Origin of the sequence: Klebsiella sp. 10-1, assembly GCF_009758445.1 — a bacterium.
Taxonomy (GTDB): Bacteria; Pseudomonadota; Gammaproteobacteria; order Enterobacterales; family Enterobacteriaceae; genus Klebsiella; species Klebsiella scottii.
Window position 1 is genome coordinate 350,523 of record NZ_WQRE01000003.1, and the last position, 14,324, is coordinate 364,846.

Sequence of the window (14,324 nt, forward strand, 5' to 3'; positions counted from 1 at the left end):
TTGCGTTCAGCAAAATGCTGAAGCTGAGGCCGGTCTTGCGATACGGCTTCAGCAAAAATGTGCGTTATCTCTAACTTCTGTTATCAGGCTGACAACTTATCTTGCGCGGTGATTAATAAAGGTACAGACTCATTGAAACGTTTCAGCGTCATCAGGAATTTCTTCAGCTGCAGGATGACGCATTTTTTCGCTAAACAGCTGAAACGATTCAACTCAGCAGGAGAGGAGATCCATGTTCCAGTTATCTGTGCAGGATATTCATCCCGGTCAGCAGGCCGGTAATAAAGAAGAGGCGATTCGTCAGGTTGCTTCTGCGCTGGTAAGCGCAGGCAACGTGGCGGAAGGCTACGTTAACGGGATGCTGGCGCGCGAGCAGCAGACCTCCACTTTCCTTGGTAACGGGATTGCCATTCCGCACGGTACCACCGACACGCGCGATCAGGTGCTGAAAACCGGCGTTCAGGTCTATCAGTTCCCGCAGGGCGTAACCTGGGGGGAAGGGCAGACGGCCTACGTGGCGATTGGTATCGCCGCCAGCTCGGATGAGCATCTCGGATTACTGCGTCAGCTGACGCACGTGCTCAGCGATGATTCGGTCGCGGAGCAGCTCAGGTCCGCCACGACGGCTGAAGAGCTGCGCGCCCTGCTGATGGGTGAAAAGCAGAGCGAAGTGCTGAAGCTGGATAACGACACGCTGAGCCTTGATATCGTGGCCAGCGATCTGCTGACCCTGCAGGCGCTGAACGCCGCGCGGCTGAAAGAAGCCGGCGCCGTTGACGCCGCGTTTGTGAGCCGCACCATTAACGATAAGCCGCTGAACCTGGGTCAGGGCATCTGGCTGAACGACAGTGCTGAAGGCAACCTGCGTAGCGCCGTTGCCGTGAGCCGCGCCGCCAGCGCATTTACCGCTGATGAACAGCCGGTGTCGCTGCTGATTACCGTCGCGATGGCCGACGAACAGCCGACCGCGGTGCTCAGTCGCCTGAGCAACCTGCTGATTGACAAAAAAGCTGACCGCCTGCTGAAGGCCGACGGCGCCACGCTGCTGGCGCTGCTGACCAGCGATGATGCGATTGCCGAAGACGTGCTGAGCGCTGAATTTGTCGTGCGCAATGAGCACGGGCTGCACGCGCGTCCGGGCACCATGCTGGTTAATACTATCAAACAATTCTCCAGCGACATTACCGTCACCAACCTCGACGGTTCCGGCAAGCCGGCAAACGGTCGCAGCCTGATGAAGGTCGTGGCGCTGGGAGTGAAGAAAGGTCACCGTCTGCGTTTTACCGCGCAGGGTGAAGATGCGCAACAAGCGCTGGATGCGATTGGCGAAGCTATCGCCGCAGGCCTTGGGGAGGGCGCATAAATGAGCAGACGTGTAGCAACGATTACTTTAAACCCGGCATACGATCTGGTGGGTTTCACGCCGGAAATTGAGCGCGGCGAAGTCAACCTCGTCCGCACCACCGGCCTGCATGCAGCCGGAAAAGGTATCAACGTTGCGAAGGTACTGAAAGATCTCGGTATCGACGTCACCGTCGGCGGCTTCCTCGGCAAAGATAATCAGGATGGCTTTCAGCAGCTGTTTAGCGAGCTGGGGATTGCCAACCGCTTCCAGGTTGTGCAGGGCCGTACCCGTATCAACGTCAAGCTGACGGAAAAAGACGGTGAAGTCACCGACTTTAACTTCTCCGGCTTTGAGGTGACTCAGGGTGACTGGGAGCGCTTCGTCAATGATTCCCTGAGCTGGCTGGGTCAGTTCGACATGGTTTGCGTCAGCGGCAGCCTGCCGTCAGGCGTCAGCCCTGAGGCCTTCACCGAATGGATGATCCGCCTGCGCAGCCAGTGTCCGTGCATTATTTTCGACAGCAGCCGCGAAGCGCTGGTTGCCGGCCTGAAGGCCGCGCCGTGGTTAGTTAAACCAAACCGCCGCGAGCTGGAGATTTGGGCCGGCCGCAAGCTGCCTGAAATGAAAGACGTTATTGACGCCGCCCACGCGCTGCGCGAGCAGGGGATTGCCCACGTGGTTATCTCGCTGGGTGAAGAGGGCGCGCTGTGGGTTAACGCCTCCGGCGAATGGATCGCCAAGCCGCCTTCAGTCGAAGTGGTCAGCACCGTCGGCGCCGGCGATTCTATGGTCGGCGGCCTGATTTACGGCCTGCTGATGCGTGAATCCAGCGAGCATACTTTGCGCCTGGCCACGGCCGTTGCAGCCCTGGCGGTTAGCCAGAGCAATGTTGGTATTACCGATCGTACCCAGTTGGCCGCAATGATGGCGCGCGTCGACTTACAACCGTTTAATTAACAGCAGGAGAGGCATAATGAAAACGCTGCTGATTATTGATGCCGGACTCGGACAGGCTCGCGCCTATATGGCGAAAACCCTGCTGAGCACCGCGGCGCAAAAAGCGCAACTCGAACTGATTGATAACCCGAACGATGCGGAGCTGGCTATCGTCCTCGGCTCAACGCTGCCTGCTGACAGCGCGCTGAACGGTAAAAAGGTGTATCTCGGCGATATTAACCGCGCCGTTGCCCACCCGGAGCTGTTCCTCGGCGAGGCGAAAAGCCATGCGACCCCTTACAGCGCGCCGGCTGCGGCACCCGCTGCGGCCAGCGGCCCAAAACGCATCGTCGCAATTACCGCCTGCCCAACCGGCGTGGCGCATACCTTTATGGCCGCAGAGGCTATCGAAACCGAAGCGAAAAAACGCGGCTGGTGGGTGAAGGTTGAAACGCGCGGCTCCGTCGGCGCGGGCAATGCGATTACGCCAGAAGAGGTGGCGCAGGCCGATCTGGTTATCGTTGCGGCGGATATTGAAGTTGACCTGGCGAAGTTTGCCGGTAAGCCAATGTATCGCACCACTACCGGCCTGGCGCTGAAGAAAACCGCCCAGGAGTTTGAAAAGGCGCAGCTGGAAGCCAAACCGTATCAGCCTTCCGGGCCGAGCGGACAGCAGGCGGATAGCGCGAAGAAAGAGGGCGGCGGCGCCTATCGTCATCTGCTGACCGGCGTCTCCTACATGCTGCCGATGGTGGTGGCGGGCGGCCTGTGTATCGCGCTCTCCTTCGCCTTTGGGATTAAGGCATTTGAAGTGAAGGATACGCTGGCGGCGGCGCTGATGCAGATCGGCGGCGGTTCAGCCTTTGCGCTGATGGTTCCGGTGCTGGCGGGCTTCATTGCCTTCTCCATCGCCGACCGTCCGGGCCTGACGCCGGGTCTTATCGGCGGTATGCTGGCGGTGAGCGGCGGTTCCGGCTTCATTGGCGGGATCATTGCGGGCTTCCTTGCCGGTTACGTGGCTAAACTGATCAGCACGAAGCTGAAGCTGCCGCCGAGCATGGAAGCGTTGAAACCGATTCTGATCATTCCGCTGGTTTCCAGCCTGATTGTCGGTCTGGCCATGATCTACCTGATCGGTAAGCCGGTTGCCGGTATTCTGGCGGGTCTGACCCACTGGCTGCAAACTATGGGGACGGCCAATGCGGTCCTGCTGGGCGCGATCCTCGGGGCAATGATGTGTACCGATATGGGCGGTCCGGTGAACAAAGCGGCGTACGCCTTTGGCGTCGGGCTGCTGAGTACTCAGACCTACGCGCCGATGGCGGCGATTATGGCCGCAGGCATGGTACCGCCGCTGGCGATGGGTATCGCGACGCTGGTGGCGCGTAATAAGTTTGACAAAGGCCAGCGTGAAGGCGGTAAAGCGGCCCTGGTGCTCGGACTGTGCTTTATCTCTGAAGGGGCCATTCCGTTCGCCGCTCGTGACCCGATGCGCGTGCTGCCATGCTGTATCGTCGGCGGGGCGGTAACCGGTGCCATCTCCATGGCGATTGGTGCCAAACTGATGGCGCCGCACGGCGGTCTGTTTGTTCTGCTGATCCCTGGTGCCATTACGCCGGTGCTCGGCTACCTGCTGGCGATTGTTGCCGGTACGCTGGTTGCCGGTCTCTCCTACGCGGTGCTGAAGCGTCCGGAAGTGCAGGCGGTTGAAAAAGCAGCCTGAGTAAAACCTTGATAAGCAAAAGGGCCGATAATTCGGCCCTTTCTTTTTTTAGCAGTTGGGATTCTCCCGGCATCGACCTCAGGCCGAGGCTTCCGCCGTCTGCTGCGCCCGCAGCCAGGCAATCTCTTCCGCCCAGATATCGGGATTCACGGTCTCCAGAATTAGCGGAATACCGTCGAAGCGGCTGTCCTGCATGATCCAGCGGAAAGCGTCATGGCCGATATTACCTTCCCCCAGGCTATGGTGGCGGTCGACGCGGCTGCCGAAGGCGCTTTTCGCATCGTTCAGGTGCATCCCGCGCAGGTATTTGAAGCCGACGATCCGCTCGAAATCGGCGAAGGTTTTCTCACACTCTTCGGCGCTACGCAGATCGTACCCGGCGGCAAAGGCGTGACAGGTGTCGATACACACGCCGACGCGGGATTTGTCCTCCACGCCGTCGATAATGGCGGCCAGATGCTCAAACTTAAATCCAAGATTGCTGCCCTGGCCGGCGGTGTTTTCGATAACCGCGGTCACGCCTTCGGTTTTTTCCAGCGCGATATTGATCGAGCGGGAAATGCGCGCCAGGCACTCCTCTTCCGGTATCTGCTGCAGATGGCTGCCGGGATGGAAGTTCAGCAGCGTCAGCCCTAGCTGCTGGCAGCGGGTCAGCTCATCAATAAACGCTTCGCGGGATTTTTCCAGCGCCTCTTCGACCGGGTGGCCGAGGTTGATCAGATAGCTATCGTGCGGCAGGATTTGCCCGGGACCGAAATGGTATTTTTCGCAGGCGGCTTTGAATTCAGCAATAGTTTCGTCGCTCAGCGGGGCGGCGCGCCATTGGCGCTGGTTCTTGGTGAAGAGGGCGAACGCGGTCGCACCGATTTCGGCTGCGCGAATGGCGGCATTGGCCACTCCGCCGGAGGCGCTGACGTGCGCTCCAATATATTTCATAAAAAACTCCAGTTAAGCCGCTGCGGGGTGGGTAATGATAGCGGCTTAACTGAAGAGTTACATCAACGAATGCTGTCGTCTGTCTGCTTCCGGTCAGGCCATCAGGCCGTGAACCGCCAGGTTAATCGCGCCGCCGCCGACAATCAGCCAGACGAACAGCATCAATGCCATCAGCAGCGGTTTGGCGCCGGCTTTTTTCAGCGCGCTGACGTGGGTGGTCAGCCCGAGGGCGGCCATCGCCATTGCCAGCATTACGGTATCGAGGGTCACCAGCATGTCGACCGCTGCTTTTGGCAGCAGGTGGAAGGAGTTAAATACCGCCACCAGGATGAACATAATGGCAAACCACGGGATAGTGATTTTACTTTGCTCGTCGCTGCCGGCCGGGGCCAGCTGCTTAACGCGGGCGGCGAGGAACAGCAGGAACGGTGCCAGCATCATCACGCGCAGCATTTTGGCAATGACCGCCGCGTTCTCTGCGTCCGGGCTAACGGCGTGTCCCGCAGCGACCACCTGCGCCACCTCATGCATGGTCGAGCCCATATAAATGCCGTAGGTTTCCGGCGTAAACCAGTGCGCCAGCAGCGGATACATCGCCGGATAGAGGAAGATAGCCAGCGTACCGAAAATTACCACCGTGGCGACGGCGACGGTCACCTTACTGGCCTCCGCCTTGACTACCGGTTCCGTTGCCAGAATCGCCGCTGCGCCGCAGATGCTGCTGCCGGCGCCAATCAGCCAGCTGGTATGCTTATCCAGACCGAAGATTTTCTGCCCGAGGATACAGGCGATAAAAAAGGTGCTGGCCAGCGTCAGAACGTCAATGGCAATGCCGCTCACGCCAACATCGGCAATCTGCGCGAACGTCAGGCGAAAGCCGTATAAAATAATACCGAGACGCAGCAGGTGCTGTTTGGCAAAGATCACGCCGCCGTCGCAGGGTTGCCATATTTTCGGGTAGAGCGTATTGCCGACGACCATGCCGAACAGGATGGCCAGCGTCAGCGCGCTGAAGCCGGCGCCGGCGATAGCGGGAAAGCTGCCAGCCCAGAGCGCAGCGCCGGTCACAACGGCGGTAAGCGCCAGTCCTGGGGCGAAATGCCACAGCGGGCGATGTTTTGTCGGTAAAGTGAGTGCTGTCATAACCTTCTCCTTTGTCTGCGTAAAGATTACGACTCGCTGGTTTAAATATAAAATTGATTATATATTTATAATTAATCGTAATAAGTGGTAAACGAGCCTGTTCGCGGTTCCGCGCGGCGTTACGCGCCGGCCGTCGGGATTGCGAAGGGCGATGTCGGATAGACGAGCAAGGAAGGGTTATGCATATCACGCTACGGCAGCTGGAAGTTTTTGCTGAAGTTCTCAAGAGCGGTTCAACCACCCAGGCGTCGCAAATGCTGGCGCTTTCGCAGTCAGCGGTCAGCGCGGCCTTGACCGATCTGGAAGGTCAGCTGGGAGTGCAGCTTTTCGATCGCGTCGGCAAGCGGCTGGTGGTGAATGAGCACGGCAGGCTGCTCTACCCGCGCGCGCTGGCGCTGCTTGAACGCGCTATTGAAATCGAGCAGCTGTTTCGCGGCGATAACGGCGCGATCCGCGTGTACGCCAGCAGCACTATCGGGAACTATATTTTACCGGAAATCATTGCCCGCTATCGCCGCGATTTCCCCGATCTGCCGCTGGAGCTGAGCGTCGGCAATAGCCAGGACGTGATTAACGCCGTGGCCGATCTGCGGGTGGATATCGGGCTGATTGAGGGGCCGTGCCACGCGGCGGATATCATCGCCGAACCGTGGCTGGCGGATGAGCTGGTGGTGTTTGCCGCTCCCGGCTCGCCGCTGCTGGAGGGCGAGGTGACGCTGCAGCGGCTGGCGGAGGCGCCGTGGATCCTGCGCGAACACGGCTCGGGCACCCGGGAAATCGTCGACTATTTATTGCTATCGCACCTGCCGGCGTTTCAACTGGGGATGGAGCTAGGCAACTCCGAGGCTATCAAGCATGCCGTACGTCATGGCCTTGGAATTAGCTGCCTTTCGCGGCGGGTTATCGCCGAACAGCTGGAGGTGGGATCGCTGGTTGAGCTGAGCGTGCCGTTACCGCCTTTAACCCGCACCCTGTGGCGGATTCATCATCGCCAGAAGCATATTTCCAAAGCATTACAGCGTTTTCTGCGTTACTGCGAGGTGTAAAAACGCGGGGGCCGGGGCGTTCGGATGAAGAGAGGTGGGGGATTATTGCTGGCAATTCCACGATTTAGTGCTTTACTAATAATCCATGTTCGATCATGAACCTCTCTTATAACTTTGTATTTGTACCGGATGGATCGCCGATCGTCTGCTACAATCTCGCCTCGTTTTTTTGATGGATAGCATTTTCACATGGTTTCGGATACTAAAACCACAGAAGCGCCCGGCCTACGCCGTGAACTGAAGGCGCGTCACTTGACCATGATCGCTATTGGCGGTTCCATCGGTACAGGTCTTTTCGTTGCATCCGGTGCAACTATTTCCCAGGCAGGCCCCGGCGGCGCGCTGCTTTCTTATATTCTGATCGGTCTGATGGTCTATTTCCTGATGACCAGCCTTGGCGAGCTAGCGGCATACATGCCGGTATCCGGCTCCTTTGCCACCTACGGTCAGAACTATGTCGAAGAGGGCTTCGGCTTCGCGCTGGGCTGGAACTACTGGTATAACTGGGCGGTGACCATCGCCGTTGACCTTGTTGCCTCGCAGCTGGTCATGACCTACTGGTTCCCCGATGCTCCAGGCTGGATCTGGAGCGCGCTGTTCCTCGGCATCATGTTCCTGCTGAACTGGATCTCGGTAAAAGGCTTCGGTGAAGCAGAGTACTGGTTCTCGCTGATCAAGGTCGCCACCGTCATCATCTTTATCGTTGTTGGCGTGATGATGATCGTCGGCATCTTTGAGGGCGCGCAGCCGGCGGGCTGGAGTAACTGGGGTATCGACGATGCGCCGTTTGCCGGCGGCTTTGCGGCGATGATTGGCGTGGCGATGATCGTCGGCTTCTCGTTCCAGGGCACCGAGCTTATCGGTATCGCCGCGGGTGAATCAGAAAACCCGGAGAAGAACATTCCGCGCGCCGTGCGCCAGGTGTTCTGGCGTATTCTGCTGTTCTACGTGTTCGCGATTTTAATCATCAGCCTGATTATCCCTTATACCGATCCGAGCCTGCTGCGTAACGACGTGAAGGATATTTCCGTCAGTCCGTTTACCCTGGTGTTCCAGCATGCGGGCCTGCTGTCTGCGGCCGCGATCATGAATGCGGTGATCCTGACGGCGGTGCTGTCGGCGGGCAACTCCGGAATGTACGCCTCCACGCGTATGCTCTACACCCTGGCCTGCGATGGCAAAGCGCCGCGTATCTTCGCTAAGCTGTCGCGCGGCGGCGTGCCGCGTAACGCGCTGTACGCCACCACGGTCGTGGCGGCGCTGTGCTTCCTGAGCTCAATGTTTGGCAACCAGACCGTTTACCTGTGGCTGCTGAATACCTCAGGGATGACCGGCTTTATTGCCTGGCTGGGGATCGCTATCAGCCACTATCGTTTCCGTCGCGGCTACGTGCTGCAGGGCAACGATGTGAACGATCTGCCGTATCGTTCCGGGTTCTTCCCGCTTGGGCCGATCTTCGCCTTCGTCCTGTGCCTGATTATCACCCTCGGCCAGAACTACGAAGCGTTCCTTAAAGACACCATTGACTGGGGTGGCGTGGCGGCGACCTATATCGGTATTCCGCTGTTCCTGGTTATCTGGTTTGGCTATAAGCTTGCCAAAGGCACCCGGTTTGTCCGCTATAGCGAAATGAAGTTCCCGCAGCGTTTCAAGCAATAACGTTATTGCCTGATAAAAAAACCCCGGGTTTCCGGGGTTTTTTCGTTATCAGATAGTCAGCATCAGATCATCAGAAGCTATAGGTCAGGCCCACGGTATAACGTCGGCCATCAAGTACCGTATCGTAGGTATCGTAAGCAATCTGCTTATCGAGAACGTTATACACCCCGGCGGAAACCAGCAGGTTTTTGTTGGCGTTGTAGCGCAAACCGAGATCGACCTGCGTATAGGACGGTGTGCCCTGAGCCATAGAGGTACGGCTCAGATACTCTGAGGTTTTCCCGCGGAAGTTCAAACGACTCCAGAAACCGACGTCAGGCGTGGCCTGCCAGTCCAGGGTGGTGTTGAACATGTTTTTCGGCATTTTATTTAAAGGCTTGCCGGAGAACTGACCGCTTTTCTGTTCTGACTTGGTATAGGTATAGTTCGCCGTCCAGTTCAGATCGCGAGTGATTTTCCAGCCGAAGGTCGATTCCACGCCGCGCATGTTGGCTTTATCGACGTTGACGCGGTCGCTGACGAAGTCATAGCTGGTATTGCCGATGGTGCAGGCCGGGTCAGACTTGCTGTTACAACGACGTACTTCGGTGATTTTGTTTTTGAAGTCGGTGTTGAACAACGTAAGGCCCGCGTTGAGGTTGTCGTTGTTATCCCACAGTAAAGCAATCTCTTCGCTCAGGCTCTTTTCCGGCTTGAGGTCCGGATTACCCACGATAATGCCGTCAAGACGACCGCCTCCAGTGACCTGGCCCCAGTTAGCGGAAGACTGGCGGAGATCCGGCGCGCGGTAGCCTGCTGAAACTCCACCTTTCAGCGTCCACTGTTCGGCAAGGTGCCATACGCCGTAGCCGCGTGGCGTCCAGTTGGTGCCGTAGTTTTCATCTTTATCCATGCGCAGGCCGCCGGTTAGCGTAAAGCTTTCGGTCATCGCCCATTCATCTTCAGCAAACAGCGCCCAGCTCCAGCGCGTTAGCTTACTCAGGCCATCGGCCGCCTCCAGCTGATTGCCTTTATCGCTGAGCTTCTCATAGCGATACTGCCCGCCCAGCGTCAGGGTGTGATCGCCAAGGAAAACCTGGTTCTGGTTATTAAGGGTCGTATTGTACGACTTCATTTTACGCCCGGGGTTGTTGGTCTCTTCCTGCTGGACGTAGCTGGTGGTGTTGAAGTGCTCGTAATAACCGCTATGGGTCAGCGAGTAGGTGGTGTGTTCGTAGCGGGAATCGCTTTTGCTGTTTGGCGTACAGACATTACCGCGGCAGCTCTCCTCAGCCGTTGACATCCCCGGCGTACTGTTACGGTCCTGCAGTTCGCGCGCGTAGTCGAGATCGAAATCGTTTTTGTCGTCAGGCGTAAAGTTCAGCGTGACGCCGCCGTTGCGCATTTTCTGCTCGTTGAAGCCGTTTTCGATTTTATCTTCCGCGCGGCGGGAGAGCAGGCCCGTAACTTTCGCCCCCAGTAGCCCGTCAATCAACGGGCCAGAAGCGTAGACGTTTGTCTGGAACAGGTCACCAGAATCATTGTTTTCCTGGAAAGTAGCGTCGCCGTGCAGCGAGCCTGTCCAGGCTTTGGTGTTCGAGATTTTTTTGGTAATGATGTTAATCACCCCGCCCATAGCATCGGAGCCATAGAGGGAGGACATCGGTCCGCGGATGACTTCGATCCGTTCAATAGACTCGAGAGGCGGCAGCCAGCCCTGTTCGATCCCTGAGTTATCGCTGTTTGGGCGGGTGCTGCGGGTGCTGACGCGTTTACCATTAACCAGGAAAAGGGTGTATTGGGAAGACATGCCACGAATGCTGATATCGCTGCTGCTTCCGCCGCCCGTGACGACTACGCCGGGTACGTCTTTTAGCGCATCGGTAACGTCGCGGTAGGCCTTATCTTCAATCTGCTGTTTGGAGATAACGGAGATAGAGGCTGGTGCATTCTGGATTTTCTGTTCAAAACCGGTAGCCGTTACGACCATGGTGTCTGAATCGGCTGCATGAACAAGCGGTGAGATGGTGGCTGCGCATATCGCGGCGGCAAGTAGCTTAACGCGAGGTATAGTCATTTTTACATTCCATTTCAAATGAATAAATCTCCATCGGGATAACCCTGAGAACCGTATTTATTTGTCTTGTAAGAACTCTGAATGATGGAGAGAAGAAGGAGAGATTGTACAAAAAAATGTTATTTTGTAAACATTAATGATAATTGAAATCATTTGTATTTACTTTGAATTGAATTAAATAAGCATGAATTCAGAAGGTTAGGGGTGTGTAAATATGGAGGGCCTCAGCCCTCCTGTTTCATTTGATAAGATATTGGGCGTGAAAACGCAGATGGTCTTCGATAAATGAAGCAATAAAGTAGTAGCTATGATCGTAACCGGGCTGAATTCTCAGGGTTAGCGGCCACTCTTTTTGTCGCGCAACTTCGGCCAGCACCGCAGGCTGCAGCTGCTGGGCGAGGAACGTGTCGTTGTCGCCCTGATCGATAAGCGTTGGTATCGCGTCGCTGGCGTGGCTTGCCTGCATTAACGCGCAGCTATCCCACGCCTGCCAGCTTGATTCGTCGGCACCCAAATAGGCGGTAAACGCTTTTTGTCCCCACGGTACCCGGGCAGGGTTGACGATCGGTGCAAAGGCCGACACGCTGACGAAACGGCCCGGGTTCTTCAGTGCTATAATAAGCGCACCGTGACCCCCCATTGAGTGCCCGCTGATAGCGCAGCGATCGCTGACGTTAAACTGCGCGCCAATCAGCTGCGGCAGCTCGTCGCGAAGATAATCGTACATGCGAAAATGCGCGGACCACGGTGCCTCGGTCGCGTTGAGATAAAAACCCGCGCCTTTGCCCAGATCGTAGGCGCTGTCATCGGCGACGCTATCGCCGCGCGGGCTGGTATCCGGCATCACCAGTACCAGGCCTAGCTCCGCAGCAATACGCTGAGCGCCGGCTTTGGTGGTGAAGTTCTCATCGTTGCAGGTCAGGCCGGAAAGCCAGTACACAACCGGCGGCGGCGCGGTATCGCGCTGCGGGGGTAAAAAGATGCTGAACGTCATCGAACAGTTCAGCGTAGTGGAGTCATGCTGCCAGCGTTGCTGCCGACCGTCATAACAGCGATGCTCTTCAAGCAATTCCATGCCGGGCTCCTCAGAAAAGGGGATACGCGTGAGTCTGCAGACCTTACTTTACGGATATATCGTGGTAACGGCTGCTGAGTGATTCTGCGTACAGGGACGTAATTTTTCATAATACAGATATTTCATTCACTCGTGAGCAACTTTCACTTTCTCCTTTAGGGAACATATTGCATCATTAATGCAACTTTTAGCCAACATGCTCCGGCGGCTGTGCTATTGAGAATGACGCGAAGTCGTTCTTTTATTCGGGAAGTGGCAACTGGCGGGCGTTAGACGATTGACAGGCGCGATGTGGGAGACGTGGGACCAGACGCGCACTATCAATAGGTCACGCAAATTTCAATAATTATCGTTTCGGCTACTAGATTATGTGCGCTACCTCACGCACAATGCATGCAAACTTTGCCCTCAGAAGAGCAAAGAGCGCCACACCTGCAGGAGAACATAAATGTCATCACTGAGCAAAGAAGCCATACTCGTTCATGAAGCGCTGGTCGCTCGTGGGCTGGAGACGCCGTTGCGTCCGCCAGTGCAAGAAATAGATAATGAAACTCGCAAGCGTCTGATTGCCGGACACATGACTGAGATTATGCAGCTGCTGAATCTTGATCTTAGTGATGACAGTCTGATGGAAACTCCGCATCGCATCGCTAAAATGTATGTCGATGAGATCTTTTCCGGACTGGACTACGCCAGGTTCCCCAAAATCACCGTCATCGAGAACAAGATGCAGGTTGATGAAATGGTCACCGTGCGCGATATCACCCTGACCAGCACCTGCGAACACCACTTTGTGACGATTGACGGTAAAGCCACGGTTGCCTATATCCCGAAAGATTCGGTCATTGGCCTGTCGAAAATCAACCGCATCGTGCAGTTCTTCTCCCAGCGCCCGCAGGTGCAGGAGCGACTGACGCAGCAGATTTTAACCGCGCTGCAAACCCTGCTGGGTACCAGCAACGTCGCGGTATCGATTGATGCGGTGCATTACTGCGTCAAGGCTCGCGGCATTCGCGATGCAACCAGCGCCACCACAACCACCTCGTTGGGCGGTCTGTTTAAATCCAGCCAGAATACCCGCCAGGAGTTCCTGCGCGCCGTACGTCACAACGGCTAAAATCGGAGCAGGGTACATGGAACGAAACGTCACGCTGGACTTTGTTCGTGGCGTCGCCATTCTGGGTATTCTGCTACTGAATATTAACGCCTTCGGCCTGCCGAAGGCGGCATATCTTAACCCGGCATGGTCCGGGAGCATCTCTTTTAGCGACGCCTGGACCTGGGCGATCCTCGACCTGCTGGCGCAGGTGAAATTCCTGACCCTGTTTGCTCTGCTGTTTGGCGCCGGGCTTCAGATGCTGCTGCCTCGCGGCAAGCGCTGGATCCAGTCGCGTCTGACGCTGCTGGCGCTGCTGGGGTTTATCCACGGACTGTTTTTCTGGGATGGCGATATCCTGCTGGCCTACGCGCTCGTGGGGCTGGTGGCCTGGAGAATGATCCGCGATGCGCATCACCTCAAATCCCTGTTTAACACCGGCGTGATGCTGTACGTCATCGGCGTGGCGGTCTTAGTGCTGCTTGGCGTCATTTCGGGCAATGCGCCGAATCGCTCGTGGGTGCCCGATGCGGCAAATTTACAGTATGAACAGTACTGGAAGATGAGCGGCGGCTTCGAGGCGATAAGCAATCGCGCGGATATGCTGTCGGGTAACCTGCTGGCGCTCGGCGCGCAGTACGGCTGGCAGCTGGCGGGAATGATGCTGATGGGCGCAGCCCTGATGCGCAGCGGCTGGCTAAAAGGGCAGTTCAGCCTCAGCCATTACCGGCGCACCGGCGGCCTGCTGATCGTCGCCGGAATGGCGGTCAATATCCCGGCGATTTTCGCCCAGTGGTATCTCGACTGGGATCCCCGCTGGTGCGCATTCCTGCTGCAGGCTCCGCGCGAGCTCGGCGCGCCGCTGCAAACCATCGGCTACGCTTCTTTAGCGTGGGGCTTCTGGCCCCAGCTGTGTAAGCTGCGGCTGGTGACCGCGATTGCCTGCGTCGGGCGCATGGCGCTGACCAACTACCTGCTACAAACCCTCATCTGCACCACGCTCTTTTATCACCTTGGCCTGTTTATGAAGTTCGACCGCCTGCAGCTGCTGGCCTTCGTCGTACCGGTTTGGGCGGTAAACCTCATCTTCTCGCTCTTCTGGCTACGTCATTTCCGCCAGGGCCCGGTTGAATGGTTGTGGCGTCAGTTAACCCTGCGCGCCTCGGGGACATCATTAAAGAACACATCCAGATAACGATCCCGATCACAATCATTAACAAAATGAATGTAAGCGTTTTCAGGCATGTGACCTCACTCACGTAGCGCGCCGCGCGTCGCTGCCAGAATAGCCACCTTGCTGAACACAGGA

General features: G+C 56.9%; 11 protein-coding genes. 7 read left to right on the forward strand and 4 right to left on the reverse strand.

The window, feature by feature from the left end:
* Positions 1-232: 232 nt before the first annotated feature.
* The 3 genes from fruB to fruA are packed head-to-tail and all read left to right on the forward strand — an operon-like array spanning position 233 to position 4,004.
* Positions 233-1,363: a fused PTS fructose transporter subunit IIA/HPr protein gene (gene fruB / locus GO007_RS13605; protein WP_095100704.1), complete on the forward strand. Its 1,131-nt coding sequence runs from the start codon at positions 233-235 to the stop codon at positions 1,361-1,363.
* Positions 1,364-2,302 carry a 1-phosphofructokinase gene (gene fruK / locus GO007_RS13610; RefSeq protein WP_095100706.1) on the forward strand — a complete coding sequence of 313 codons (939 nt, stop codon included), beginning with the start codon at positions 1,364-1,366 and terminating at the stop codon, positions 2,300-2,302.
* A gap of 16 nt (positions 2,303-2,318) precedes the next feature.
* Positions 2,319-4,004 (forward strand): PTS fructose transporter subunit IIBC, encoded by a 1,686-nt coding sequence (fruA, locus tag GO007_RS13615; protein ID WP_095100708.1) that lies wholly within the window; start codon positions 2,319-2,321, stop codon positions 4,002-4,004.
* A 78-nt stretch (positions 4,005-4,082) separates the two neighbouring features.
* Here the strand turns inward: fruA and nfo are convergent, their stop codons facing one another.
* Positions 4,083-4,940: a deoxyribonuclease IV gene (nfo, locus tag GO007_RS13620; protein WP_095100710.1), complete on the reverse strand. Its 858-nt coding sequence runs from the start codon at positions 4,938-4,940 to the stop codon at positions 4,083-4,085.
* 93 nt (positions 4,941-5,033) lie between these two features.
* Positions 5,034-6,083: a YeiH family protein gene (locus GO007_RS13625; protein WP_095100712.1), complete on the reverse strand. Its 1,050-nt coding sequence runs from the start codon at positions 6,081-6,083 to the stop codon at positions 5,034-5,036.
* A gap of 179 nt (positions 6,084-6,262) precedes the next feature.
* Between GO007_RS13625 and yieE the strand changes: the two genes are divergently transcribed.
* On the forward strand, positions 6,263-7,129 hold the full coding sequence (gene yieE / locus GO007_RS13630; RefSeq protein ID WP_095100714.1) for a DNA-binding transcriptional regulator YeiE: 867 nt from the start codon (positions 6,263-6,265) through the stop codon (positions 7,127-7,129).
* A 189-nt stretch (positions 7,130-7,318) separates the two neighbouring features.
* A complete protein-coding gene (locus GO007_RS13635; RefSeq protein ID WP_095100716.1) occupies positions 7,319-8,788 on the forward strand; it encodes an amino acid permease in 1,470 nt (489 codons plus the stop codon).
* A 70-nt stretch (positions 8,789-8,858) separates the two neighbouring features.
* On the opposite strand, the gene GO007_RS13640 is transcribed toward GO007_RS13635, so the two are convergent.
* Positions 8,859-10,844, reverse strand: a complete 1,986-nt coding sequence (locus tag GO007_RS13640) for a ligand-gated channel protein (protein ID WP_095100718.1) — start codon at positions 10,842-10,844, stop codon at positions 8,859-8,861.
* Positions 10,845-11,082: 238 nt separating this feature from the next.
* Positions 11,083-11,919 (reverse strand): S-formylglutathione hydrolase, encoded by an 837-nt coding sequence (gene fghA / locus GO007_RS13645; RefSeq protein ID WP_095100720.1) that lies wholly within the window; start codon positions 11,917-11,919, stop codon positions 11,083-11,085.
* A gap of 448 nt (positions 11,920-12,367) precedes the next feature.
* Between fghA and folE the strand changes: the two genes are divergently transcribed.
* Positions 12,368-13,036 (forward strand): GTP cyclohydrolase I FolE, encoded by a 669-nt coding sequence (gene folE / locus GO007_RS13650; protein WP_095100722.1) that lies wholly within the window; start codon positions 12,368-12,370, stop codon positions 13,034-13,036.
* 16 nt (positions 13,037-13,052) lie between these two features.
* Positions 13,053-14,210 carry a DUF418 domain-containing protein YeiB gene (yeiB, locus tag GO007_RS13655; protein ID WP_095100724.1) on the forward strand — a complete coding sequence of 386 codons (1,158 nt, stop codon included), beginning with the start codon at positions 13,053-13,055 and terminating at the stop codon, positions 14,208-14,210.
* Positions 14,211-14,324 lie beyond the last annotated feature (114 nt).